The organism is Acidovorax sp. BLS4 (assembly GCF_032929295.1).
Lineage (GTDB): Bacteria > Pseudomonadota > Gammaproteobacteria > Burkholderiales > Burkholderiaceae_C > Paracidovorax.
In genome coordinates, this window is record NZ_CP136797.1 from 1,176,243 (window position 1) to 1,199,926 (window position 23,684).

22 protein-coding genes are annotated in these 23,684 nt (G+C 70.1%); 15 read left to right on the forward strand and 7 right to left on the reverse strand.

Annotation, left to right across the window (positions count from 1 at the left end; genetic code table 11):
- Positions 1 to 2: 2 nt before the first annotated feature.
- The 6 genes from R1Z03_RS05445 to R1Z03_RS05470 are packed head-to-tail and all read right to left on the reverse strand — an operon-like array spanning position 3 to position 5,661.
- The gene (locus tag R1Z03_RS05445; protein ID WP_284429556.1) at positions 3 to 1,982 is read right to left on the reverse strand and encodes a response regulator; all 1,980 of its coding nucleotides are present in this window, start codon (positions 1,980 to 1,982) and stop codon (positions 3 to 5) included.
- Positions 1,983 to 1,986: 4 nt separating this feature from the next.
- Positions 1,987 to 2,970, reverse strand: a complete 984-nt coding sequence (locus R1Z03_RS05450) for an ATP-binding protein (RefSeq protein ID WP_317357528.1) — start codon at positions 2,968 to 2,970, stop codon at positions 1,987 to 1,989.
- A gap of 20 nt (positions 2,971 to 2,990) precedes the next feature.
- Positions 2,991 to 4,046, reverse strand: coding sequence for an anti-sigma regulatory factor (locus tag R1Z03_RS05455; protein WP_317357531.1), 1,056 nt, complete (start codon positions 4,044 to 4,046; stop codon positions 2,991 to 2,993).
- Positions 4,037 to 4,441 (reverse strand): anti-sigma regulatory factor, encoded by a 405-nt coding sequence (locus R1Z03_RS05460; RefSeq protein ID WP_272563946.1) that lies wholly within the window; start codon positions 4,439 to 4,441, stop codon positions 4,037 to 4,039. Before R1Z03_RS05460 ends, R1Z03_RS05455 begins: the two co-directional genes overlap by 10 nt.
- Positions 4,431 to 4,805: an STAS domain-containing protein gene (locus R1Z03_RS05465; RefSeq protein ID WP_284409314.1), complete on the reverse strand. Its 375-nt coding sequence runs from the start codon at positions 4,803 to 4,805 to the stop codon at positions 4,431 to 4,433. Before R1Z03_RS05465 ends, R1Z03_RS05460 begins: the two co-directional genes overlap by 11 nt.
- A gap of 13 nt (positions 4,806 to 4,818) precedes the next feature.
- Positions 4,819 to 5,661, reverse strand: coding sequence for an STAS domain-containing protein (locus R1Z03_RS05470; protein WP_284428716.1), 843 nt, complete (start codon positions 5,659 to 5,661; stop codon positions 4,819 to 4,821).
- A gap of 570 nt (positions 5,662 to 6,231) precedes the next feature.
- Between R1Z03_RS05470 and R1Z03_RS05475 the strand changes: the two genes are divergently transcribed.
- The 15 genes from R1Z03_RS05475 (at position 6,232) to hutG (ending at position 21,543) form a co-directional block, all read left to right on the forward strand.
- Positions 6,232 to 7,197, forward strand: coding sequence for an ABC transporter substrate-binding protein (locus tag R1Z03_RS05475; protein WP_272563943.1), 966 nt, complete (start codon positions 6,232 to 6,234; stop codon positions 7,195 to 7,197).
- A 20-nt stretch (positions 7,198 to 7,217) separates the two neighbouring features.
- Positions 7,218 to 8,096, forward strand: a complete 879-nt coding sequence (locus R1Z03_RS05480; protein WP_317357542.1) for an ABC transporter permease — start codon at positions 7,218 to 7,220, stop codon at positions 8,094 to 8,096.
- The gene (locus R1Z03_RS05485; RefSeq protein ID WP_284428715.1) at positions 8,093 to 8,878 is read left to right on the forward strand and encodes an ABC transporter ATP-binding protein; all 786 of its coding nucleotides are present in this window, start codon (positions 8,093 to 8,095) and stop codon (positions 8,876 to 8,878) included. The genes R1Z03_RS05480 and R1Z03_RS05485 overlap by 4 nt, the downstream gene beginning before the upstream one ends.
- Before the next feature lie 23 nt (positions 8,879 to 8,901).
- Positions 8,902 to 9,687 carry a histidine utilization repressor gene (gene hutC / locus R1Z03_RS05490; protein ID WP_284401831.1) on the forward strand — a complete coding sequence of 262 codons (786 nt, stop codon included), beginning with the start codon at positions 8,902 to 8,904 and terminating at the stop codon, positions 9,685 to 9,687.
- Positions 9,688 to 9,751: 64 nt separating this feature from the next.
- The gene (gene hutH / locus R1Z03_RS05495) at positions 9,752 to 11,338 is read left to right on the forward strand and encodes a histidine ammonia-lyase (protein ID WP_284409322.1); all 1,587 of its coding nucleotides are present in this window, start codon (positions 9,752 to 9,754) and stop codon (positions 11,336 to 11,338) included.
- Positions 11,339 to 11,351: 13 nt separating this feature from the next.
- A complete protein-coding gene (hutU, locus tag R1Z03_RS05500) occupies positions 11,352 to 13,082 on the forward strand; it encodes a urocanate hydratase (protein WP_317357546.1) in 1,731 nt (576 codons plus the stop codon).
- 123 nt (positions 13,083 to 13,205) lie between these two features.
- On the forward strand, positions 13,206 to 13,955 hold the full coding sequence (locus R1Z03_RS05505; RefSeq protein ID WP_272563939.1) for an IclR family transcriptional regulator: 750 nt from the start codon (positions 13,206 to 13,208) through the stop codon (positions 13,953 to 13,955).
- A gap of 70 nt (positions 13,956 to 14,025) precedes the next feature.
- Positions 14,026 to 14,802, forward strand: coding sequence for a glutamine ABC transporter substrate-binding protein (locus R1Z03_RS05510; RefSeq protein ID WP_284401839.1), 777 nt, complete (start codon positions 14,026 to 14,028; stop codon positions 14,800 to 14,802).
- Positions 14,803 to 14,852: 50 nt separating this feature from the next.
- Positions 14,853 to 15,521, forward strand: coding sequence for an amino acid ABC transporter permease (locus R1Z03_RS05515; RefSeq protein ID WP_284401841.1), 669 nt, complete (start codon positions 14,853 to 14,855; stop codon positions 15,519 to 15,521).
- A complete protein-coding gene (locus R1Z03_RS05520) occupies positions 15,518 to 16,312 on the forward strand; it encodes an amino acid ABC transporter ATP-binding protein (RefSeq protein WP_284428712.1) in 795 nt (264 codons plus the stop codon). The genes R1Z03_RS05515 and R1Z03_RS05520 overlap by 4 nt, the downstream gene beginning before the upstream one ends.
- A 40-nt stretch (positions 16,313 to 16,352) precedes the next feature.
- A complete protein-coding gene (locus R1Z03_RS05525) occupies positions 16,353 to 17,216 on the forward strand; it encodes a phytanoyl-CoA dioxygenase family protein (protein ID WP_317357552.1) in 864 nt (287 codons plus the stop codon).
- On the forward strand, positions 17,213 to 17,833 hold the full coding sequence (locus tag R1Z03_RS05530) for a HutD family protein (protein WP_317357555.1): 621 nt from the start codon (positions 17,213 to 17,215) through the stop codon (positions 17,831 to 17,833). Before R1Z03_RS05525 ends, R1Z03_RS05530 begins: the two co-directional genes overlap by 4 nt.
- 47 nt (positions 17,834 to 17,880) lie before the next feature.
- Positions 17,881 to 19,143: an imidazolonepropionase gene (gene hutI, locus R1Z03_RS05535; protein ID WP_317357558.1), complete on the forward strand. Its 1,263-nt coding sequence runs from the start codon at positions 17,881 to 17,883 to the stop codon at positions 19,141 to 19,143.
- Between the two features lie 58 nt (positions 19,144 to 19,201).
- The gene (locus R1Z03_RS05540; RefSeq protein WP_317357561.1) at positions 19,202 to 20,668 is read left to right on the forward strand and encodes a formimidoylglutamate deiminase; all 1,467 of its coding nucleotides are present in this window, start codon (positions 19,202 to 19,204) and stop codon (positions 20,666 to 20,668) included.
- Between the two features lie 50 nt (positions 20,669 to 20,718).
- A complete protein-coding gene (gene hutG, locus R1Z03_RS05545; RefSeq protein ID WP_284428708.1) occupies positions 20,719 to 21,543 on the forward strand; it encodes an N-formylglutamate deformylase in 825 nt (274 codons plus the stop codon).
- A gap of 66 nt (positions 21,544 to 21,609) precedes the next feature.
- Here the strand turns inward: hutG and R1Z03_RS05550 are convergent, their stop codons facing one another.
- The gene (locus tag R1Z03_RS05550) at positions 21,610 to 23,556 is read right to left on the reverse strand and encodes a phosphatase PAP2 family protein (protein WP_317357564.1); all 1,947 of its coding nucleotides are present in this window, start codon (positions 23,554 to 23,556) and stop codon (positions 21,610 to 21,612) included.
- Positions 23,557 to 23,684: the final 128 nt, after the last annotated feature.

Genomic DNA, 23,684 nt, shown 5'->3' on the forward strand with positions numbered 1-23,684 from the left:
AATCAGCGTGAATCGGCCAGTCGGTTGATGGTGGCCATCAGGGCGTGGGGCTGCAAGGGCTTGCCCAGGTGCGCGTCGAATCCTGCCTCCAGAGCCCGTTGCGCGTCCTGCGCGCGGGAGAAGGCGGTCAGCGCGATGGCGATCGGCTGGGCCTTGCCCTCGGGCAGGGGCAGGGAGCGCAGGCTGCGGACCAGGTCGTAGCCGTCGCGCCCGGGCAGGCCGATGTCGCAGACCAGCACGTCGGGCCAGCGCTCGGCCAGTGCCTGCATGGCCGCGTCATGGTCGCCGGCTTCGCGCAGGCGCGCACCGCCGTCGGTGAGCACCACGGTGAGCATTTCGCGTGCATCGGGGTGGTCTTCCACGATGAGGATGTCCAGGCCCGCCAGGGGTCGGTCGTTCATCGGCGGTTCGGCTGGGGCATCGTCGCCAAGGGGCGCGGCGCGGGCCGTGTCGCCCCCTTTGTGGTCCACCGGCAGCATCACCTGCATGGTGGTGCCCTGGTCGAGCCCGGCACTCACGGCCGTGGCGCGGCCGCCGTGCAGTTCGGCCAGCTGCTTGACGATGGACAGTCCCAGGCCCAGGCCGCCGTGGCGTCGGTTGTCGGGCGAGTCGCTCTGCGTGAACCGGTCGAACAGGTGATCGATGAATTCGCTGGCGATGCCGCGCCCGTAGTCCCGCACGGACAGGGTGAGCTGGCCCTTCTCGCGCCGCAGCGCCACGTCGATGCGCGCGCCGTCGTTGGAGAATTTGATGGCATTGGTCAGCAGGTTCCAGAAGATCTGCTGAAAGCGTGTCGGGTCCAGCCAGGCGGGGGCATTCGCGTCCTGCACGGCCAGCGCCACGTCCAGGCGCTTTTCGGCGATCGAGGCCTGCAGCGCGTCGATGGAGGAGCGCACCGATTCGACGGGGTCGATCCATTCCCGCTCCAGGTGCAGCTTGCCGCTGTTGATGCGCGACACGTCGAGGATGTCCGAGATGATGCGCGCCTGCGCCTTCACGTTGCGGTGGATGGAGTCCAGGCCCTTGAGCAGCTCGGGCGTGCCGCCGCGGCGCTTGAGGATGTGCACCCATCCGGCGATGGCGTTCAGCGGGGTGCGCAGTTCGTGCGACAGCACCGCGATGAAATCGTCCTTGGTGCGGCTCAGCCGCTCGGCAGTGGCGCGGGCCGCCTGCTCGCGTTCCAGCACATCCTGGCGGCGGGAGTCGAGCTCCATGCGCTCGGAGATGTCAGCCGCGATCGCCATGCGCAGGCCGGGCTCCACGTGGGCCGAGATGCTCCACTCCAGGTACACCCAGGCGCCGTCCGGGCGTTGCAGCGGAAACTCTCCCTGCCAGGGGTCGCCACGCTCGCCCCCCACGGTTTTTTCGGTGATGAAGTCCAGCCAGCCGGGCGGCGCAAAGTCGCTGATGGGGTGGCCCAGCAGTTCGTCGCGCGAGCGGTCCAGCAGCCGCATCATGGCGGGGTTGACATCGGTGAAACGGCCGTCGGGCTGGATCAGGCCGATACCCGCCAGCGCCTGGCTGTAGATGGCGCGAAAGCGCCGGTCGCTGCGGCGCAGGCCGTCTTCGGCCATGCGCGCACGGATCAGCGCCTGCAGCGTGCCCACCAGCAGCGCGGGCTCCACCGGGTGCGTGAGGTAGGCGTCGGCCCCCGCGTTCAAACCGGTCACCCGGTCTTCGCTGTGCACGTGGGCAGCGGACAGGTGCGTGACCGGCAGCAGGACCGTGGCTTCCTGCTGGCGGATGATGCGGCAGACCTCGAAGCCGTCGATGTCGGGCAGGTGCACGTCCAGCACCACGGCCGACACGCCGGTGGCCGCCAGGCGGATGGCCTCGGTGCCGTTGTCGGCCTCCACGGTCTGAAAGCCGGCGGCGCGGATGATCCGGACGGTGGAGTAGCGTGTGACCGGGTTGTCGTCCACCACCAGCACCGTGTGCGCGGCGCGGTCGATGGTCGTGTGGATGGCACTGACGTCCTGCATGCCGTTACCCATGGGCGCCGTCCTCGTTGGTTGCGGAGGCCCCAGTGGCCGCGGCTTCGTTGCCCGGCAGCCGCAGCGGCAGCGTCAGCGAGAACACCGAGCCGCTGCCCAGCGCGCTCTCCAGCGTGACCGTGCCGCCCAGCAGTTCGGCCAGCTGGCGGCTCACGGCCAGCCCCAGGCCGGTGCCGCGCAGACGCTTTTGCAGCGACGAGCCGATCTGCGTGTAGTCGTCAAACACGCTGGAATGGAATTCGGGAGCGATGCCGATGCCGGTGTCGGTCACCGAAAATCGCACCCGGTCTCCATCCACGACGCGGGCCGACACGCGCACCTCGCCCCGGGGCGTGAATTTGAGCGCGTTGGAGATGAAATTGCGCAGGATCTGCGACAACTTGCGGTCGTCCGTGTACAGCGGCGCGATACCCTGAGGCTCGTCGAAGAACAGGTTGACGTCCGGGTTGGTCAGCACCGGCCGGAACATCCCGCGCAGGGCCTGGAACAGATCCAGCATGTCGAACCAGGCAGGCGAGATTTCCACGCGGCCGGCTTCGATCTTGGCGAGATCGAGCAGGTCGTCCACCATGTCGGCAAACTCGTTCGCGGTGCTCTGGATGAATCCCACCTGGCGGGCCTGCTCGGTGTTGAGGGGCCCGTCCACATGGTCGGCCAGCAGCCGGGCGATGCTGCGAATGGAGTTGATGGGCGTGCGGAACTCGTGGCTCATGTAGGCCAGGAAACGGCTTTTCATCTCCGTGGCTTTTTGCAGCTGCTCGGCCTGCGCGTCCAGCTCGGAATACAGCGCGACCACGCCGCGGTTGGTTTCCTCCAGCTCGGCGCTCAGCTCCTGGACTTCCCGCTGGCTTTCGGCCAGGGCGGCGCGCAGCGCCTCGATGGATTCCTGGGGCGCAGCGGCGGTGGGCGGCGTCGGTGCCGGCGTGTCGGATGCCTGGAAGGTGCGGTCGGAAATGAGGTCGGAGGTGCCGTCCATGGTGTCTTTCGTGCTTCGGGTCACTCGATGCACTGCACCACCACCACGGTCGCGTCGTCGCGCGCCCGGTGGTGATCGCGCAGCAGCACGGCGGCCACCAGGGTGGGATCGCTGCCCAGCAGGCGCTGGATGCTGGCGGGATGCCAGCGGGTTTCGATGCCGTCGCTGTGTACGACCAGCAACGCATAGGAAGGCAGCTCGGTGGTGGTCTCCTGCGGCCGGCGCATGGTCAGGCCCACCGTGCCGTGCTGCGTGACGACCGAGCGGTCCGACAGGCCCGTGACCACGCGGGCCACCACGTTGCCAACGCCGGAACTGCGCACGGTGGCGGCCGTGGCATCCAGCCGCAGGCTGCACACTGCGGCGCCCCGCGTGGACTGCAGCTCGGCATGCATGCTTTCGATCTGCTCGCGCAGGTCGCCGAAGGGGGCCTGCAGGAACAGGTCCGCCGCCGCGCCGGACGCCTTGGCGGCCTCGCTGCCGTGGCCGAGGCCATCGGCCACGAACAGCGCGGCCCGGGGGCCGTCCAGGGCCGCGGCCCAGGCGTCGCCGCACACGGTCTCGCCCGCCAGCGGCAACCGGATAGCACCCACCCGCAGGGTCTGGGGCGGGGCGGCTGGCGCATCGCCGGCCTCGCGGTGCTGGCGCACGCGGGCCACGCACACCGTGCCCTGCGGTACGGAGGAGTGGATGTCGAAGTCGTCCGCCAGCCGCCGGACCGCGCCCAGCCCGGCGCCCTGCGTGCCGCCGGTGGAGTAGCCGTCGCGCATGGACAGCGGCAGGTCCTGGATGCCTGGCCCGTGGTCGATGGCAATCACCTCCACCAGGCCGAGCGCCGGCACGGCCGCGATCAGCAAGCGGCCTTCGCGGGCGTGCAGGTGCAGGTTGTTGGCCAGCTCGGTCACCACGATGGACAGGCGCCCGCTGTCGGTGTCGCCCCATTCCATCTCGGCGCTCGCGTGGGCGGCGAAGCGCCGGGCTTCGCCCACGCAACTGGTGTCGCCCATCGCGAAGGCCGTGTGCGTCCATCCCATCAGCAACTGGGGGGCGTTGCCCGTGGGGGCGGCTACTTCCATTTGGTGATGCTCACGCGGGTCCCTTCGCCGGGGGCCGTGTGGATGTCGAACTCATTGACCAGGCGCCGGCTGCCCGGCAGTCCCAGGCCCATGCCGCCGCCCGAGGTCCAGCCGTCGGTCAGGGCGAGCTTCAGGTCGGAAATGCCCGGCCCCTCGTCTTCGAAATGCAGTTGCAGGCCATGGCGGCCCTGCCGCTCCAGCGTTTCCCAGCGCATGCGGCCGCCGCCACCGTGCACCAGCGTGTTGCGCGACAGCTCGCTGGCCGCCGTGATGAGTTTCGTCTGGTCCACCAGCGAGAATTTCAGCTGAGTGCACAGGACGCGGACCGTCTGCCGGCAGGCGACGATGTGCTGCTCCGACGCGATGGGCAACGTGCCGGCGGGATCAGCGGACAAGGGATGGCTCCTGGCGGATGCGCTCCAGCAATTGCATTCCGCGCTCCACGTTGAGTGCGGTGCGAACGCCTTCCAGGGACAGGCCCAGTTCCACCAGGGTGATGGCCACGGCGGGCTGCATGCCGACCACCACCGTGTGGGCCGAGAGAATGCGCGCGATGCCGGAGATGCTGCTCAGCATGCGCCCGACGAACGAGTCCACGATTTCCAGGCCCGAGATGTCGATCATGACGCCGGTGGCGCCCGTCTTGGCGATGCGGTCAGCCAGGTCGTCCTGCAACTGCATGGCGGTGCGGTCCTGCATGTCCACCTGGATGGTGACCAGCAGGGTTTCGCCCATGCGAAGAATGGGAATGCGGTCCATGGGGTGCTCCGGATCAGGCGGCGCGCGTGATGCGCCAGCCGGTCTTCTGCAGCGCCAGCGACAGCGCGTCCGCCAGATTGGCGCGCGTGTAGATGCCTTGCAGGTCGATGCCCAGGTGCACGATGGTCTGTGCGATCTGCGGGCGGATGCCGCTGATGATGCAGTCCGCGCCCATGAGCCGGATGGCCGCCACGGTCTTGAGCAGATGCTGCGCCACCAGCGTGTCCACGGTGGGCACCCCGGTGATGTCGATGATGGCGAGTTCCGATTCGGTCTCCAGGATGCGCTGCAGCAGCGTTTCCATGACCACCTGCGTGCGGTTGCTGTCCAGGACGCCGATCATGGGGACGGCCAGCACGCCGTCCCAGAGCTTCACCACGGGGGTGGACAGCTCCAGCAGCTCTTCCTGCTGGCGGCGGATGATGTCCTCGCGCGCCTGCTGGAAGGTGTTGGCCGTGCGCTGGGCCAGCTGGTCGACCAGCGCCGTGGCGGACCACAGGGCCGGAACCAGGTCGGCGGCGGCGGGCACCGTCTGCTGCAGCAGCGTGAAGAGGGGCTTTTTCATGGCCTGGACGAACACGCTGGTGTCGCCCGCCGTCTGGCCGCGCGAGGCGCGCGAGCGCGAAAGCGCTTCGAGCGCCTCGTTCATGCCTTGCCAGGCCGGGCCATTGGGGCCTTGCGCGTCGCCGCCAGCCTGCAGCGCGCTGCGCAGCAGCTGCAGCAGTTCGCGCGCCTGCGCCGCCGTGGCGCGCTGGTGGGTGGGGTCTTGGGCGCCTGCCTCGGCCAGCCACTCGTCCAGGATGGCGGATTCGTGGGTTTCCAGAAGGGAAAGAAGGGCCGGGTGTTGCTGCTTCATGGCAGGGCGCTTTTCTAGATAAAAACAAATTCTAACGGGCGGGGCTGCACCGCCACGCGGGCTTGCCCTGCGCGGGCACCGGGCTTGTACCTACTTTCCGCTGGGCCGCGCCTGGGACGCACAGCGCTGGGGCAGTCGGTGGGGTGGCGATGCGCGGGATGCACCAGTCCGGGCCGTCGATGCGGGTCGCCGCCCGTTGCCGCACCGGGGGCTCCAGTGGCGGTGTGCCACCAAAGATAGAGGCTTTTGGATCGAAACAGGGCCGTTGCCGGGATATTTCCTTCCTTTGATGCTATGAAAATAATAGCATTGGCCGCAATGCCAGCGGAACGGGTCGCCACCGCGCCGGCCGGGCCCCGATCTTGCAAGCCCGCTTGTCACCCGGACCGGCGCGAGAAGTCGCCCGCCTCCGGGGCTCCCGCCCGGTGGGAATGTGTGTGCAAATGGGGCCCTGTGCGTAGTAACCCTGTATAGACAGGCCTGTCGCACCGCCATCATTCCGGGCGTCGGAGCAATGCGGCGCGTGCCTTCCAGGTGCGCGACTCGATCTTTTCTTGTGAGGAGCAGATGATGGGCCGATCGGTTTTGAAAATGGTGTCGCTGGCGGTGGCGGGCGTTTGTGTGGCGGGGCTGTCCCTGCAGGCCCAGGCGCAGAACGTGAAGATTGCGCTGGGCATGTCGGGCTGGACGGGCTTCGCGCCGCTCACGCTGGCCGACAAGGCGGGCATTTTCAAGAAGAACGGCCTGGATGTGGAACTCAAGATGATTCCGCAGAAAGACCGCCACCTGGCCCTGGCCTCCGAGGCGATCCAGTGCGCGGCCACCACGGTGGAAACGCATGTGGCCTGGAACGCCAACGGCGTGCCCATCGTGCAGATCTTCCAGATGGACAAGTCCTACGGCGCCGACGGCCTGGCCGTGCGCAACGACGTGAAGGGCTTCGCCGACCTGAAGGGCAAGACCATCGGCGTGAGCGCGCCGGGCACCGCGCCGTACTTCGGCCTGGCCTGGATGCTGAACAAGAACGGCATGACGCTCAAGGACGTGAAGACCGTCTCGCTCGAACCCCAGCCCGCTGCGCAGGCCTTCGTGTCCGGCCAGAACGATGCCGCGATGACCTACGAGCCCTACCTGTCCACCGTGCGCGCCAACCCGCAGGCCGGCAAGATCCTGGCCACCACCATCGACTACCCCATGGTGATGGACACCGTGGGCTGCGCGCCCACCTGGCTCAAGGCCAACGCCAAGGCGGCGCAGGCCCTGGCCAACTCGTATTTCGAGGCGCTGGAGATGATCAAGGCGGACCCCGCCAAGGCCAACGAGATCATGGGCTCGGCCGTCAAGCAAAGCGGCGAGCAGTTCGCCAAGTCGTCGGCCTACCTGCGCTGGCAGGACAAGGCGGCCAACCAGAAGTTCTTCGCCGGCGAGCTGATGCAGTTCATGAAGGAGTCGGTGCCCATCCTGCTGGAGGCCGGCGTGATCCGCAAGGCGCCTGAAAAACTCGAGGCCACCTTCGACGCCAGCTTCATCCAGTGATGGCACGGGAGCCCGCCACCATGCCCGCCACGACTGCCGCCCGCCACCCTGCCGCAGGGCCGTCCGCCAGCGCCCCCGCCGCGCTGCGGTCGGGGCCTGCCCCTGATCCCGTTCGCCGCCGCGCCATGGCGCCGCTTGAGCCCGTCAGCCCACGCGTCCGCTGGGTGCTGGGCCTGGCGTTCTTCGTGGTGTTCATCGCCGTGTGGTCGTTCTTCACGCTGGGCGGCTTCGTGTCGCCCACGTTCCTGGCCAGTCCGGCCACCATGCTCAAGGAAGGAGGCCTGCTGTTCACCGAATGCGGCTTTCACAAGGACATCGGCATGACGGTGTGGCGCGTGCTCGGCGGCTTCCTGCTGGCGGCTGTCGTCGCGGTGCCGCTGGGCATCGCCATGGGTGCCTGGAAGCCGGTGGAGGCGTTCTTCGAGCCCTTCGTGTCGTTCTGCCGCTACCTGCCGGCCTCGGCCTTCATTCCGCTGCTGATCCTGTGGGCGGGCATCGGCGAGGCGCAGAAGCTGCTCGTCATCTTCATCGGCTCGGTGTTCCAGATCACGCTGATGGTGGCCGTGACCGTGGGCGGCGCGCGGCGCGATCTGGTCGAGGCGGCCTACACGCTGGGCGCGGGCAACACGGGCATCGTGCGCCGCGTGCTCATTCCCGGCGCGGCGCCCGGCATTGCCGAAACGCTGCGCCTGGTGCTGGGCTGGGCCTGGACCTACGTCATCGTGGCCGAGCTGATCGGCTCGTCGTCGGGCATCGGCCACATGATCACCGACAGCCAGGCGCTGCTGAACACGGGGCAGATCATCTTCGGCATCATCGTGATCGGCGTCATCGGGCTGGTGTCCGACTTCGCCTTCAAGGCGGTCAACCGCCGCCTCTTCGCCTGGAGCACGCTATGACCGCACCGATGCTTTCCGTTCGCGGCGTATCGCGCACCTTCGCCGGTGCGCGCGGCCAGGCCACCCAGGCGCTGCTGCCGGTGGATTTCGAGGTGCGCGAGAACGACTTCGTCACCATCCTCGGGCCGTCCGGCTGCGGCAAATCGACGCTGCTGCGCATCGTGGCGGGGCTGGACTTTCCCACCGCGGGCGAGGTGCTGCTGGACGGCCAGCGCATCGACGGCCCCGGCGCCGACCGCGGCATGGTGTTCCAGAGCTACACGCTGTTTCCGTGGCTGACCATCGAGCAGAACATCCGCTTCGGCCTGCGCGAGCGCGGCATGCCCGAGACGCAGCAAAAGGAGCGGGCGGCGTACTTCATCGCCAAGGTCGGCCTGCGCGGCTTCGAGCAGCACTACCCCAAGCAGCTATCGGGCGGCATGCAGCAACGCACGGCCATTGCCCGGGCCCTCGCCAACGACCCCAAGATCCTGCTGATGGACGAACCCTTCGGCGCGCTCGACAACCAGACCCGCGTGCTCATGCAGGAGCTGCTGCTGGGCATCTGGGAGGCCGAGCGCAAAACGGTGATGTTCGTCACCCACGACATCGACGAGGCGATCTTCATGGCCAATCGCGTGGCGGTGTTCAGCGCCCGGCCGGGCCGCATCAAGACCGAGCTGGCGGTGGACCTGCCTCACCCGCGGCACTACCGCGTGAAGACCTCGCCCGAGTTCATGGACCTGAAGGCGCGGCTGACCGAGGAGATCCGCGCCGAGTCCATGGCGGCGGACCTGCATTGAGCCGCGGCAAGAAACCCGCCGACATGAACGCCGCCGCCCTCCGTGCCAACGCCGAAGCCGAATCCGCTGCCGCGGCGCCGGTGGAGCCCGCGCTGGCGCTGTACCAGCAGGTCAAGGAGTTCATCGCCCGCAAGATCCAGGACGGCTCCTGGCGCGCGGGCGACCGGCTGCCCTCCGAGAGCGAATTGGTGCTGCAGTTCGGCATGTCGCGCATGACCGTCAACCGCGCGCTGCGCGAGCTGTCCGAGCAGGGCCGCATCGTGCGCGTGGCCGGGGTGGGCAGCTTCGTGGCGGAGGACAAGCCGCAGTCCACGCTGCTGCAGATCGCCAACCTGGCCAGCGAGATCCGCCAGCGCGGGCACGACTACCGCTGCGACGTGCTCACGGTGGAGCGCGTGTCGGCCTCGATGGAGGTGGCCGCGGCGCTGGACCTGCGCACGGGCGAGTCGGTGTTCCATGCCGTGTGCGTGCACCGCGAGGACGGCGTGGCCGTGCAGCTGGAAGACCGCTACGTGAACCCGCGCGTGGTGCCCACCTTCGCGCAGCAGGACTTCACGCAGCTGCAGCCCTCGGAATTCCTGGTGCGCAACGTGCCGTTCGACCAGGTGGAGCACGTGGTCGATGCCGTGCTGCCCACGCCGGAGCAGGCGCAGCTGCTGGGCATGGAGCCCGCCCAGCCGTGCCTGCTGCTCACCCGCCGCACCTGGAGCCGCGGCGTGCCGGTGACCCTGGTGCGCTGCCTGCACCCCGCCTCGCGCTACCGTCTGGGCAGCCGCTTCCGGGCCGACGGCAATCCGGTGTTCGGATAGCGGGCCGCTGCTTTCATTGGCTTCCTTTTCGCTCGAACCTACTTGTATATACAGGATGAACTTGATGACCGATTCCTCCCCTGAAACCCTGGTGCTGCACCCCGGCCGCGTCACGCTGGGCGAACTGCGGCGCTTGAGCGCGGGCGGCGTGCGCCTGTCGCTGGACCCGGCCGCGCAGGCTGGCATGCAGGCCTCGCTGGCCACGGTGCAGCGCATCGTCGAAGAAGACCAGGTGGTCTATGGCATCAACACCGGCTTCGGCAAGCTCGCCAGCACGAAGATCGCCCACGGCCGGCTGGCCGAACTGCAGCGCAATCTGGTGCTGTCGCACAGCGTGGGCACCGGCGATCCGCTACCCGACCCGGTGGTGCGCATGGTGCTGGCCACCAAGGCGGTGAGCCTGGCGCGCGGCCACTCCGGCGTGCGGCCCGCCATCGTCGATGCGCTGCTGGCCCTGGCCAATGCCGACGTGCTGCCCGTGATCCCGGCCAAGGGCTCGGTCGGCGCCTCGGGCGACCTGGCACCGCTGGCCCACCTGGCCTGCGTGCTGATCGGCGAGGGCCAGGCCAAGGTGCAGGGCCGCACGGTGCCGGGCCGAGAGGCCATGGCGGCCATCGGTTGCGAGCCGTTCGTGCTCGGCCCCAAGGAAGGGCTGGCCCTGCTGAACGGCACGCAGGTGTCCACGGCCCTCGCACTGGCCGGGCTGTTCGGCGCCGAGAGCGTGTTCGCGGCCGGGCTGGTGTCGGGCGCGCTGTCGCTCGAAGCCATCAAGGGCTCAGTCAAGCCGTTCGATGCGCGCATCCACGAAGCGCGCGGCCAGCCGGGGCAGATCGCCGTGGCGGCCGCGGTGCGCGCGCTGCTGGAGGGCAGCGAGATCGATCCGTCGCACCCGCACTGCGGGCGCGTGCAGGACCCGTATTCGATCCGCTGCGTGCCGCAGGTGATGGGTGCGTGCCTCGATAACCTGCAGCATGCCGCGCGCGTGCTGCAGATCGAGGCCAATGCCGCCTCGGACAACCCGCTCGTGTTCTCCGAAACGGGCGACGTGATTTCGGGCGGCAACTTCCACGCCGAGCCAGTGGCCTTCGCTGCCGACATCATCGCGCTGGCGGTGGCCGAGATCGGCGCCATCTCCGAGCGGCGCCTGGCGCTGCTGCTGGACACCGGCCTGTCGGGCCTGCCGGCCTTCCTCATCCGCGACAGCGGCGTGAACTCAGGCTTCATGATCGCGCAGGTCACGGCCGCGGCGCTGGCGTCCGAGAACAAGTCGCTGGCCCACCCGGGCAGCGTGGACAGCCTGCCCACCTCGGCCAACCAGGAAGACCATGTGTCGATGGCCACCTACGCCGCGCGGCGCCTGACCGACATGGTGCGCAACACGGCGGTGGTGGTCGGCATCGAGGCCATGGCCGCCACCCAGGGCATCGACTTCGACCGCGTGCCCGCACCGGGCGCCGCCGCCACCCCGTGGCTGAAAAGCTCGCCGCTCATCGAAGCGCAGATCGCCGCCATCCGCGCGCGCGTTGCCTTCCTGGAGCAGGACCGCTTTCTCGCCACCGACATCGAGGCCATGCGCGGCTGGGCCCAGGAATCCGCCTGGCCCGCGCCCGTGACCGCCCACCTGCCCAGCTTCGTTTCCCAGATTTCGTGAAGGAGCCTTTGCCATGAACGCCAACGACGCCATCCTCTCCACCGCCGCAGCCCCGCTCGCCGACCCCCGCCATGACCCCACGCGCGTGATCCGCGCCCCGCGCGGCAGCCAGCTGAACTGCAAGAACTGGTTGGCCGAGGCCGCCTACCGCATGATCCAGAACAACCTGGATGCCGAGGTGGCCGAGCGCCCGCAGGATCTGGTGGTCTACGGGGGCATCGGCCGCGCCGCGCGCGACTGGGCCTGCTACGACCAGATCCTGTCGTCGCTCAAGGTGCTGGAGGCCGACGAAACCCTGCTGATCCAGTCCGGCAAGCCGGTGGGCGTGTTCAAGACGCACGAGAACGCGCCGCGCGTGCTGCTGGCCAACTCCAACCTGGTGCCGAAGTGGGGCACCTGGGAACACTTCAACGAACTGGACCGCAAGGGCCTGTTCATGTACGGCCAGATGACGGCCGGCAGCTGGATCTACATTGGCAGCCAGGGCATCGTGCAGGGCACGTTCGAGACCTTCGTGGAAGCCGGCCGCCAGCACTACGACAACGACCTCTCCGGCAAGTGGATCCTCACGGCGGGCTTGGGGGGCATGGGCGGCGCGCAGCCCCTGGCCGCCACGCTGGCCGGCGCCGTGTCGCTCAATATCGAGTGCCAGCAAAGCAGCATCGACTTTCGCCTGCGCACGCGCTACGTGGACAAGCAGGCGCGCGACATCGACCACGCGCTGGAGTTGATCCGGCAGCACTGCGACGCGAAGGAGGCCGTCTCCATCGCACTGCTGGGCAACGCGGCCGAGGTGCTGCCCGAACTGGTGCGCCGCGCGAAGGCGGGCGGATTGAAACCCGACCTGGTGACCGACCAGACCTCCGCCCACGACCTGATCCACGGCTACCTGCCCGCCGGCTGGACAGTGCCGCAATGGCAGGCCGCGATGAAGGACCCGGCGCAGCATGCCGCCCTGACGAAGGCCGCCGCCCAGTCGTGCGCGGTGCACGTGCAGGCCATGCTGGACTTCCAGGCCATGGGCATTCCCACGGTGGACTACGGCAACAACATCCGCCAGGTAGCGTTCGACGAGGGAGTGAAGAACGCCTTCGACTTCCCCGGCTTCGTGCCCGCCTACATCCGCCCGCTGTTCTGCGAGGGCAAGGGGCCGTTCCGCTGGGTGGCGCTGTCGGGCGACCCGGAGGACATCTACAAGACCGATGCCAAGATCAAGGAGCTGTTCCCCGACAACCACCACACGCACCGCTGGCTGGACATGGCGCGCGAGCGCATCGCCTTCCAGGGCCTGCCCGCGCGCATCTGCTGGCTGGGCCTGGGCGAGCGCCACAAGGCGGCGCTGGCCTTCAACGAAATGGTCAGGAGCGGCGAACTCAAGGCGCCCATCGTCATCGGCCGCGACCACCTGGACACCGGTTCGGTGGCCAGCCCCAACCGCGAGACCGAGGCCATGAAGGACGGCACCGACGCGGTGAGCGACTGGCCGCTGCTGAACGCGCTGCTCAACACGGCGGGCGGCGCCACGTGGGTGAGCCTGCACCACGGCGGTGGCGTGGGCATGGGCTACTCGCAGCATGCCGGTGTGGTCATCGTGGCCGACGGCACCGATGAGGCGGCCGCGCGCCTGGGCCGCGTGCTGTGGAACGACCCGGCCTCGGGCGTGATGCGGCATGCCGACGCGGGCTACGACATCGCGGTGGCCACCGCACGCAGGCAGGGCCTGAACCTTCCCATGGTGCGCTGAGGCCTGCGCAGGGCCGCCGGAAAACGGAATTTCGCCATTCCGCGAGAAAAAAGGGGAACCCCATTCCCAATGGCCGGGAATGGGGGCGTGTGCTCCCGGGCCGCTTCCTTCGATACTGAACGCATGACCCGAAGTGCATTGCCCAGCGCCGTTGCGACGTCCGACCGAGTGCTCCAGGTGCTGGCCGTGCTGGCCCAGCAGGGCAGGGCGATGGCCGCGACCGAGCTCATGGAGCACACCGGCATGGCGCGCAGCACGCTGTACCGCCAGCTCGCGCGCCTCAAGCGCTGGGGCTTCGTGCTGGAAAGCGATGGCGGCTATGCGCCGGGCCCTTTGAGCCTTCAGCTGGCCCTCGGCTTCGACCTGGCTTCGCACCTGGTGCGGCAGGCGCGCCCCGGCATGGTGGAGCTGTCGCAGCAGTCGCAGGAAAGCGTCGGCCTGATCGTCGCGGTGAACGACCAAGCCATCTGCCTGGACATGGTGGAAAGCCACCATTCGCTGCGCTGCTCGTTCGAAAAGGGTCGCAGCGTGCCGCTGCGCACGGGCGCTTCGGCCAAGTGCGTGCTGGCCCATCTGCCGCCCGCCGCGCGCGATGCGGTGCTCGACAGCCAGTGGGGCACGGGCACGCCCGAGCGCGAGGCCGCCCAGCAGGCGCTGGAGGCGATTCGCAAGGCCGGCTTCGCCACCAGCGAGAGCGAGGTGGACCCCGGCGTCTGGGGCTGCAGCGTGCCGCTGTTCGGCGCGTCCCGCCAGGCCGCGGGCGCCATCACGCTGATGGCGCCGGTGATGCGGGCCCAGGGGCAGGAGGCCGCGCTGATCCGCATGGTGGTCGTGGCGGCTGCCCGCATCTCGCGCCAACTCGTTCTGCACTGAACCCGGCCGCATCGTTTTTCTTTTCCCCTCGAGTGCCTTTCCCTTCCTCCCACCCCCACCGGAAACTCCCATGAACATCCGACGCAATCTCCTCCTGGCCAGCCTGGCCGCCGTGTTCGCCCTGGGCGCCGGCGCCGCCCGCGCGCAAGACAACGTGCTGCGAGTGGCCACCGATGCCACCTTCCCGCCGATGGAGTTCGTCGAGAACGGCAAGCGCACCGGCTTCGACGTGGAGCTGGTGGAGGCCGTCGCCAAGAGCATGGGCAAGCAGGTCGAGTGGGTGGACATCGACTTCAAGGGCCTGATCCCCGGCCTGATCTCGCGGCGCTTCGACATGGCCGTCTCGGGCATCTACATCACCGACGAGCGCAAGAAGGTCGTCGATTTCACCGAGCCTTACTACGCCGGCGGCCTGGTCGCCATGGTCAAGGAAGGCAATACCACCATCCGCAAGCCGGCCGACCTGGACGGCAAGAAGATCTCGGTGCAGGTGGGCACCAAGTCGGTCGCCTTCCTCACGCAGAACTACCCCAAGGCGCAACGCGTGGAGGTCGAGAAGAACCAGGAAATGTTCAACCTGGTGGACATCGGCCGCGCCGACGCCGCCGTCACCGGCAAGCCCGCGGCCTACCAGTACGTGCGCACCCGGCCCGGCCTGCGCGTGATCGAAGAGCAGCTCACCACCGAGGAATACGGCATGGCGCTGCGCAAGGACACGCCCGAGCTCACCCGCGCGGTGAACGCCGCGCTGGCCAAGCTCAAGGCCGACGGCACCTACGCGGCCATCGTGAAGAAGTGGTTCAGCGGCAGCGCCGCCACCACCGCGGCCACGCCGGCTGCCAAGTGAGCCGGCGGACCACCGCCGCCGACCGAATCGACAAGCACTGAATCCGAGCGATGGAACTCGACTTTTCCCCCGTGTGGGCCGGCTGGCCCCAACTGCTGGAGGGCGCGCTGGTGACCGTGGAGATCACGGCCGCCTCGCTGCTCCTGGGCTGCGTGATGGGGTTGCTGGTGGGCATCGGCCGCCTCGACCCCCGGCGCCGCATCGTGTATGGCCTGTGCACGGCCTATGTGGCGGCCATCCGCGGCACGCCGCTGCTGGTGCAGCTGTTCATCCTGTTCTTCGGGCTGCCGCAGTTCGGCATCCTGCTGCCGGCGTTCCTGTGCGGCGTGATCGGGCTGGGCATCTACTCGGGCGCGTACGTGTCCGAGATCGTGCGCGGCGCGATCCAGTCCATCGACCGAGGCCAGATGGAGGCCGCGCGCTCCATCGGCATGTCCTCGGGCGTGGCGATGCGCTGGGTGGTGCTGCCCCAGGCCGTGGTGCGCATGATTCCGCCGCTGGGCAACGAGTTCATCGCGCTCATCAAGAACTCGGCGCTGGTGTCGCTGCTGACCATCCACGACCTGATGCACGAGGGGCAGAAGATCATCAGCGTGTCATACCGCTCGCTGGAGGTGTACCTGGCCATCGCGGTCGTGTACTTCCTGCTCACCGGCGCTACCACGCTGGTGCTGCGCCACATCGAGTTGCGCCTGCGCGCCGGGGGGATGGTGCAATGACGCAGTCCCCATCGACCCAGGCATCCGCTGCGGATGCGGCACCCATCGTGCGCATCCGTGGCCTGCGCAAGGCCTTCGGCGAGCACGTGGTGCTCAACGGCATCGACTTCGACGTGCAGCCGTCGCAGGTGGTGGTGGTGATCGGGCCCAGCGGCTCGGGCAAGAGCACCTTCCTGCGCTGCTGCAACGGGCTGGAGCAGCCCCAGGGCGGGCGCATCGACATCTGCGGGCGCACCCTGGTGGACGAGGGCCGCATGCTGCCCGAGCGCGAGCTCAACGCGCTGCGTGAAGAGGTGGGCATGGTCTTCCAGTCGTTCAACCTGTTCCCGCACCTGTCGGTGCTCGACAACGTCACCCTGGGCCCGCGCAAGCTGCGCGGCGCTTCCCGCGCCGAGGCCGAAAGCCAGGCGCGCGCCTTGCTGGACAAGGTGGGCCTGGGCCACAAGGCCGCGGCCATGCCGGCCAGCCTGTCGGGCGGCCAGAAGCAGCGCGTGGCGATCGCCCGCGCCCTGGCCATGCAGCCGCGCGTGATGCTGTTCGACGAACCCACCTCGGCCCTGGACCCGGAGCTGGTGGGCGAGGTGCTGCAGGTCATGAAGCTGCTGGCGCGCGAGGGCATGACCATGATGGTCGTCACGCACGAGATGGACTTCGCGCGCGAGGTCGGCGACACCGTGGTGGTGATGGACGGCGGCGGCATCATCGAATCGGGCCCGCCCGCCAGGATCTTCACCGAGCCCACGCAGGAGCGCACCCGCGCGTTCCTGCAGGCCGTGCTGTCGCGCACTTGAGCGCCGCCCCCACCGAGCCGCCGAGAGTGAGGCCTTCGCCATGACGCTTTCCACCCCCCTGGTGCCCCCGCCCGACCTGCAGCAGCGGCTGCGCGAGCGCGTGACCGACGCCCTCGTGGCCGACTTCGCGCGCGACGGCGCGGTGTGCATCCGCCAGTTGCTCACGCCGGGCGAGGTGTCGCTGCTGCGCAGCGGCATCGACACCAACCTGGCCGCGCCCAGCCCACGCGCCAAGGTGGCGAGCCGCCCGGACGATCCGGGCCGGTTCTTCGAGGACTTCTGCAACTGGCAGGACATTCCCGCCTTCGGCCGCTTCATCGCCGAGACGCCCGTGGCCTGGGCCGCCCAGCGGCTCATGCAGTCGGCCAGCGTGCGGCTGTACCACGACCATGTGCTGGTCAAGGAGCCGGGCACGCGCCAGCGCACGCCCTGGCACCAGGACCAGCCCTACTACAACATCGACGGCACCCAGAACGTGAGCCTGTGGATTCCCGTGGACCCGGTGGCACGCGAGGCCACGCTGGAGTTCGTGGCCGGCTCGCACCGGGGGCCGTGGCGCATGCCGCGCACCTTCATGGACCAGCAGGCGCGGTGGTTTCCCGAAGGCTCGCTGGCCGAGCTGCCCGACATCGAGGCCGACCGCGCGGCGTTTCCCATCCTGGGCTGGGAGATCGCGCCCGGCGACGTGGTGTGCTTTCACATGCTGGCCCTGCATGCCTCGGGCGGTGTGCCCGGGCCGCAGCGTCGCCGCGTGTTCTCGGTGCGCTTTCTGGGCGACGACACGCGCCATGCGCCGCGCGCCTGGAAGACCTCGCCCGACTTCCCGGGCCTGGCCGACACGTTGCCGGCCGGCGCACCCATGGCGCACCCGCTCTTTCCGCTGCTGGTGGGGGAGGCGGGATGACGGCGGCGCTGCAGTGGTTCGACCTGTCGGCCATCGCGCCCACGCCGTGGAAGAACGGCGGCGGCGACACGCGCGAGCTGGCCTGCTGGCCGCCGGGCGCCGGCATGGACGCCTTCGAGTGGCGCGTGAGCGTGGCCACCATCGCGGCGCCCGGGCCGTTCTCGGCCTTCCAGGGCGTGCAGCGCCAGATCATGCTGCTGGACGGGGCCGGCGTGCGCCTGCGCGCCGAGGACGAGGGCATCGACCATGCGCTGGACGAGCGCTGGCAGCCCGTGGCGTTCGCGGGCGACCAGGCCATCGACTGCATCCCGCTGGGCGGCGCCTCGACCGACTTCAACCTGATGCTGCGGCATGGCCGCTGGCAGGGCGCAGTGCAGGTGCTGCAGAACGCGTGCGTGCCGGGCAGCACGCCCGCCGGCCTGTGCATGGTGCTGTCGGGCCGGTGGCATCGGGGCGGCGAGGTCTTCGGGCCAGGGCAGGGCCTGTGGTGGGCCGCCGCCGCGCCTGCCGGCGCCTGCGCCTCGCTCCAGCCGCAGGCCGGCGGGACCGATGCGCCGGCCATCGCCTGGGTGGCGCTGGTGCCGGGGTTTCAGCCAAATCGGGCGCTGGCACAATAATCACTAGGGCATACTGCTATGCATTTAATAGCAAAAGGGAGAATCGCATGACCGTGCCGCACCAGGACTTCGCCCACGCCCCCAGCGCCGACGGGGTCTGGCACACCCTGCACCTGGCGCCCGGGCTGGCGGTGGCCGACGTGCCGGTGCCCGACGGTGTGCCGGCGGCGCTGGTGGTGGAGCAGGGCGTGGTGCGCTGGGTGGGCCCGGAGGCCGCCGTGCCCGCGGCCCATGCCGCGTTGCCGCGCCACGCCGCGCGCGGCGCGCTGGCCACGCCCGGGCTGGTGGACTGCCACACCCACCTCGTCTACGGCGGGCAGCGCGCCAACGAGTTCGCCATGCGGCTGGCCGGCGCCTCGTACGAAGAAGTCGCCCGGGCCGGCGGCGGCATCGTCGCCTCGGTGCGGGCCACGCGCGAGGCCAGCGAAGACGAATTGTTCGACCTCGCCCTGCCGCGCCTGTCGGCGCTGCTCGACGAAGGCGTGTGCGCCATCGAAATCAAGTCCGGCTACGGCCTGGCGACCGCGCACGAGCGCAAGCAGCTGCGCGCGGCCCGGCGCCTGGGCGAGGCCACCGGCACCACGGTGCGCACCACGTTCCTGGGCGCGCACGCGCTGCCGCCCGAATACGCCGGCCGCAGCCAGGACTACATCGACGACGTGTGCCAGGAGATGCTGCCCGCGCTGGCCGCGGAAGGGCTGGTCGATGCGGTGGATGTGTTCTGCGAGCGCATCGCCTTCACGCTGGCCGAAACCGAGCAGGTCTTTCAGGCGGCGCAGCGGCTGGGCCTGCCGGTCAAGCTGCATGCCGAGCAGCTCTCCGACATGGGCGGTGCGGCGCTCGCCGCGCGCTATGGCGCCTTGTCGTGCGACCACATCGAGCACCTGTCCGCCGAGGGCATCTCCGCCATGCGGGCCGCCGGCACGGTGGCCGTGCTGCTGCCCGGCGCCTACTACACCCTGCGCGACACGCACCTGCCACCCATCGCGCTGCTGCGCGAGGCCGGCGTGCCCATGGCCGTCTCCACCGACCACAACCCCGGCACCTCGCCCGCTTTGAGCCTGCTGCTCATGGCCAACATGGCGTGCACGCTGTTTCGCCTGACCGTGCCCGAGGCGCTGGCCGGCATCACCACCCATGCCGCGCGCGCGCTGGGGCTGCAGGACTCGCACGGACTGATTGCCGCGGGGCGGCCGGCGAACTTCGTGCTCTGGCCCTTCAAGGAGGCGGCGGAGTTGGCCTACTGGTTCGGGCACAAGCCGGCGCACACCATCGTGCGGCAGGGGCGCATCGCCCGGGCGGCGGCTTGATGCACCGGTGGCCCCAATCCTTTTTCTCTTTTCCCATCTGCCCCGAGGCCATTGACTGATGCGCACCACCGTTCCATCCCCGCTTGCCGAGTCCTCTGCGCCGCGGACGCCTCCCGCTGGCGCCCTGTTCGCGCAGGACGCCTTGCTGCCCGGCGGCTGGGCGCGCGACGTGCTGCTGCAGTGGGATGCCGCGGGCCGGCTCACCGCGGTGGCGCCGGGCAGCGCCGCCGGCACCGCGCCGCGTGCGCCGGGCCCGGTCCTTCCCGGCATGCCCAACCTGCATTCGCACGCCTTTCAGCGCGCCTTCGCCGGGCTGACCGAATACCGCGCGTCCCAGCCCGACGGCGGGCAGGACAGCTTCTGGAGCTGGCGCAACCTCATGTACCGCTTTGCCGCGCGAACCACGCCCGAGCACCTGGAGGCGATCGCCACCTGGCTCTATGTCGAGATGCTGGAGGCGGGCTACACCGCGGTGTGCGAGTTCCACTACGTGCACCACGACGCGGCAGGCCAGCCCTATGCCGACGATGCCGCCATGTCGCTCGCGCTGCTGCGCGCCGCCCAGGCCGCGGGCATCGGCATCACCTTGCTGCCGGTGCTCTACCAGGCCAGCGGCTTCGGCGGCCGCGCGCCGCGCGAGGACCAGCGCCGCTTCATCCGCAGCACCGACAGCATGCTTGCGCTGCTGGAGCGCGTGGCGCCCGTGGTGGCCGCGCAGGGCGGCATCCTGGGCCTGGCCCCGCATTCGCTGCGCGCCGTGCCGCCCGACAGCCTGCGCATCGCGGTCGAAGGCCTCACGGCCCTGAGCCCGGCGGCGCCGGTGCACATCCACATCGCCGAACAGACGCAGGAGGTGGACGACTGCATCGCCTGGAGCGGCCAGCGCCCGGTGCAATGGCTGCTGGAGCATGCGCCGGTCGATGCGCGCTGGTGCCTGGTGCATGCCACCCACATGACGCCCGACGAATACGCGGGCGCCGCCCGCACCGGCGCGGTGGCCGGCCTGTGCCCCACCACCGAGGCCAACCTGGGCGATGGCCTGTTCGACCTGCCGCGCTGGCTGGCGGACGGCGGCCGCTGGGGCGTGGGCTCCGACAGCCATGCCTGCGTGAACGCGGCGGAAGAGCTGATGCTGCTCGAATACGGCCAGCGCCTGTCCCTGCGCCAGCGCAACGTGCTGGCCAGCCGCGCCCACCCCGAGGTCGCCACCGCCATGGCGCTGCAGGCAGTGCAGGGCGGGGCGCAGGCCAGCGGCCGGTGCACGCCCGGCGCTCCGGCCGGCATCGCGGTGGGCGAGCGTGCCGATCTGGTGGCGCTCGATGCGCAGCACATCGCGCTGCAGGGCCTGCCGCCCGACAGCATGCTGGGCGCGCACGTGTTCGGCAGCCATCGCACCTCGGCGCTGCACAGCCTCTGGACCGCCGGCACGCCGCGCGTGGTCGCGGGGCGCCACGCGCTGCACGACCGTGCCGCCGCCGCCTTCGTGGCGGCCCGCACGGCCACCATCACCCGCGCCGGGCATTGACCGACCGGCCGGCCCTCGGCTTTCGAAGCCCCCAACGCAGACCCGATCGCATGACCGCCACCCATTCCCCGCCACCCTTCACCTTCCACCAGGGCACCGCGCCGCTGCTCGTGTCCATGCCCCACGTGGGCACGCATGTGCCCCCGGACATCGCCGCGCGCTTCACCGACGAGGCCCGCCAGGTGCCGGACACGGACTGGCACCTGGAGCGGCTCTACGGCTTTGCCCGCGACCTCGGCGCCTCGATCCTGGTGGCCACGCACTCGCGCTATGTGATCGACCTGAACCGGCCGCCGGACGGCGCCAGCCTGTACCCCGGCCAGAGCGTCACCGGCCTTTGCCCGGTGGACACCTTCGACGACACGCCGATCTACGCGGAGGCGGGCGATGCGCCGGACGACGCCGAGATCGCCGCGCGCCGCGATGCCATCTGGGCGCCGTACCACGCGCAGCTGGCCGCCGAGCTGGAGCGCCTGCGCGCCGCCCATGGCGTGGCCATGCTGTGGGATGCGCATTCCATCCGCTCCGTGCTGCCGAGGTTCTTCGCGGGCAAGCTGCCGGACCTGAACCTGGGCACGGCCGAAGGGGCCAGCTGCGACCCGGCGCTGGCGCAGGCGCTGCTGCGCATCGGGCAGTCCGATCCGGCGTACACCGCGGTGCTCAACGGCCGGTTCAAGGGCGGCCACATCACGCGGCACTACGGCGATCCCGCGCGCAACGTGCACGCGGTGCAGCTGGAGATGACGCAGTGCAGCTACATGCAGGAAGCCTTGCCGTTCCACTACCTGCCCGAGGTGGCGGCCGGCGTGCAGCCCGTGCTGCACCGCATGCTGGAGGCGGCGCTGCAATTTGCCCGCACCCGGGTGCGGGCGTAAGGCCCGCCAGCAGCTGCCGGTCCGCGCCCGCCGCACCGGGGGAAGGGCGGCGGGGCGCCCGCGGCGTCAGGCCGCCGCGTCGATCCGAAGCTGCACGGAATCGTCCAGATAGATGGGCGTGACCTTGAAGCCGTTGACCGTGATGCTGCCGAACGTCCCGCGCACCGGGGCGCCACGCACCAGCGTGAGGGTCGATCCGACCGTCGGCGTGAAGCCCGAGCGGAAGGCGATGCGCAGGGTGCCCGCCAGCGTGACCGGGCCGGCGGCCTGCAGCTGGCCGGCGCCGTTGGCGCCCACGCGCAGTTCCAGCGTGCTGCTGCTGCCCAGGGTGAAGGCGCCGCCGATGGCCAGCTCCGCCGACGTGTTGCCGATCAGCGTGCCGCCGCTCAGGTACACGTCGCCTTGCCCCAGCGCGCTGCTGCTGTCGGCCCGCACGGCGCCCGCGGCCACTTCCGTGCCCCCGGTGTAGCGGTTCGCGCCCGCCAGCACGAGCGTGCCGCTGCCGCGCTTGGTGAGCTTGCCGGCGCCCGCGATGGGATTGCGCCAGGCGTCCAGTGCGTTGAAGCCGCCCTGCGCCGCGTCCATGGTCACTGCCACGTCGCCATTGAAGGCGCCGTAGCCGTCGCCGGCCGCGAACAGGTTCAGGCGCCCCCAGCCTTCGGCGTCGTCCAGCACCGGGTAGCCCGAGGCGATCGCGGTGGTCTTGAGCACCACGCGGCGCTGGCCCGCATCCAGGTAGGGGAAGCGTGTTTCCAGCAGCACCTCGGCGCTCTTGGGCACGACGGCCAGGCGCGTGGTGTCGCCGATGGGGGCGAAGCCGAACGTCATGCGGCGCAGGTACTCGGCCTGGTTGGTGGCGCGGTCGGCGAAACGGTCGGCCGTGGTGGCCTGCGAATGGGCGATCTGCAGGAATTCCTCCGGCGTGCGCGCACCCACCGCCGCCATCAGCGTGCTGCGGGCCTGGGCCACGGCAGCGGCCTTGCGCGGCGCGTTCACGCCGGTGGCGATGCTGGCGGCGGCCACGGCCTGGCCGTGCACGCGGCCGCTGATCACATCCAGGGGCGAGTGCATGCCGGCCAGGATGCGGCTTTCGCCCAACTCCAGCCCGCGCGCCAGCATTTCCTGGAACCGCTCCGGCACCAGGTAGGCCATGGCGATGGCATCGCGCACACCCTCGGCGGTGTGGCCGCTGGTGAAGCCGCCGTCGGTGGCTGGGGTGGTGCTCTTGGCGGGCACCAGGGCCGGCACGATCTGCACATTGGCGCTCCAGCGCCACGGGCGGGCGTATTTGTAGAAGCGCTTGGCTGGCTCGGTCGAGCCGTTGTCGCCGATGCCGCCGATGAAGTCCACCACCGTGCCGAAGCCCGCATTGGCGCTGCCGCCCACGCCAGCGTTGTTGCCGGTGTCGTTGTAGAGCACCGTGGTCGCATCCGCGGGAATGCCCGAAATGCTGGTCTTTTGCTGCGCCGCGGTGCGCCATGCATTGGTCAACGGGCCCAGGCCATCGGTCACGCTGTAGGCCTTGCCGCGCCGGTCGTCTTCGTAGGCCAGGCGTTCCTGGGCCGCGGTGCGGCGCGCCGTGGCGTCCACCACGTACTGGATGTTGCGGGTGTGCACCTGCGCGTTCAGCACCGTGCCGTCGGTCGCGTCGCCGGGAATGCCGGTCCAGGCCGCTGGCTTGATCGCGGGGAAGGCGCCGTTGGCATCGGCCGTGACGCCGGCATCCACCAGCAGCGTGCTGGGCTTCCAGATGTCGAGAAAGCCTGACAGCACCCGAACGCCGGCGTTGGTGGCCAGCGTGGCGTAGCGGGCATCGCCGCGCTGGTTGGTGAAGGCGAAGTCCACGAACGGGGGCGTGGTCGACTCATTGGGCACCGGCGCCGAATCGGCATACCCCAGGCCGCGCGGCGCATCCGGTGGTGCGGCATCGGAACCCCCGCCGCCACAGGCGGAGAGCGCGAATGCGGCGGCAAGCGCCAGGATCAGGGTGCGTCGGGGCAGGGGCAGCGTCATGGGGAGCAGGCAGGTTGGAAAGGCGAGGGCGAAAACGGGTGCGCGCAGGCCGCTCGCGGCCTGCTGCGGCTGCACTCTAGGGTCGCGCTGTGACAGCGCCATGACGCCGCACGCCAATCATTTCCCCG

What these genes read in the sequence shown, in the direction of transcription:
- R1Z03_RS05445 (WP_284429556.1), bottom strand. Translation starts at nt 1,982, where the DNA reads ATGCAGGACGTCAGTGCCATCCACACGACCATCGACCGCGCCGCGCAC.
- R1Z03_RS05450 (WP_317357528.1), bottom strand. Translation starts at nt 2,970, where the DNA reads ATGGACGGCACCTCCGACCTCATTTCCGACCGCACCTTCCAGGCATCC.
- R1Z03_RS05455 (WP_317357531.1), bottom strand. Translation starts at nt 4,046, where the DNA reads ATGGAAGTAGCCGCCCCCACGGGCAACGCCCCCCAGTTGCTGATGGGA.
- R1Z03_RS05465 (WP_284409314.1), bottom strand. Translation starts at nt 4,805, where the DNA reads ATGGACCGCATTCCCATTCTTCGCATGGGCGAAACCCTGCTGGTCACC.
- R1Z03_RS05470 (WP_284428716.1), bottom strand. Translation starts at nt 5,661, where the DNA reads ATGAAGCAGCAACACCCGGCCCTTCTTTCCCTTCTGGAAACCCACGAA.
- R1Z03_RS05475 (WP_272563943.1), top strand. Translation starts at nt 6,232, where the DNA reads ATGGGCCGATCGGTTTTGAAAATGGTGTCGCTGGCGGTGGCGGGCGTT.
- R1Z03_RS05480 (WP_317357542.1), top strand. Translation starts at nt 7,218, where the DNA reads ATGCCCGCCACGACTGCCGCCCGCCACCCTGCCGCAGGGCCGTCCGCC.
- R1Z03_RS05485 (WP_284428715.1), top strand. Translation starts at nt 8,093, where the DNA reads ATGACCGCACCGATGCTTTCCGTTCGCGGCGTATCGCGCACCTTCGCC.
- hutC (WP_284401831.1), top strand. Translation starts at nt 8,902, where the DNA reads ATGAACGCCGCCGCCCTCCGTGCCAACGCCGAAGCCGAATCCGCTGCC.
- hutH (WP_284409322.1), top strand. Translation starts at nt 9,752, where the DNA reads ATGACCGATTCCTCCCCTGAAACCCTGGTGCTGCACCCCGGCCGCGTC.
- hutU (WP_317357546.1), top strand. Translation starts at nt 11,352, where the DNA reads ATGAACGCCAACGACGCCATCCTCTCCACCGCCGCAGCCCCGCTCGCC.
- R1Z03_RS05505 (WP_272563939.1), top strand. Translation starts at nt 13,206, where the DNA reads ATGACCCGAAGTGCATTGCCCAGCGCCGTTGCGACGTCCGACCGAGTG.
- R1Z03_RS05510 (WP_284401839.1), top strand. Translation starts at nt 14,026, where the DNA reads ATGAACATCCGACGCAATCTCCTCCTGGCCAGCCTGGCCGCCGTGTTC.
- R1Z03_RS05515 (WP_284401841.1), top strand. Translation starts at nt 14,853, where the DNA reads ATGGAACTCGACTTTTCCCCCGTGTGGGCCGGCTGGCCCCAACTGCTG.
- R1Z03_RS05520 (WP_284428712.1), top strand. Translation starts at nt 15,518, where the DNA reads ATGACGCAGTCCCCATCGACCCAGGCATCCGCTGCGGATGCGGCACCC.
- R1Z03_RS05525 (WP_317357552.1), top strand. Translation starts at nt 16,353, where the DNA reads ATGACGCTTTCCACCCCCCTGGTGCCCCCGCCCGACCTGCAGCAGCGG.
- R1Z03_RS05530 (WP_317357555.1), top strand. Translation starts at nt 17,213, where the DNA reads ATGACGGCGGCGCTGCAGTGGTTCGACCTGTCGGCCATCGCGCCCACG.
- hutI (WP_317357558.1), top strand. Translation starts at nt 17,881, where the DNA reads ATGACCGTGCCGCACCAGGACTTCGCCCACGCCCCCAGCGCCGACGGG.
- R1Z03_RS05540 (WP_317357561.1), top strand. Translation starts at nt 19,202, where the DNA reads ATGCGCACCACCGTTCCATCCCCGCTTGCCGAGTCCTCTGCGCCGCGG.
- hutG (WP_284428708.1), top strand. Translation starts at nt 20,719, where the DNA reads ATGACCGCCACCCATTCCCCGCCACCCTTCACCTTCCACCAGGGCACC.
- R1Z03_RS05550 (WP_317357564.1), bottom strand. Translation starts at nt 23,556, where the DNA reads ATGACGCTGCCCCTGCCCCGACGCACCCTGATCCTGGCGCTTGCCGCC.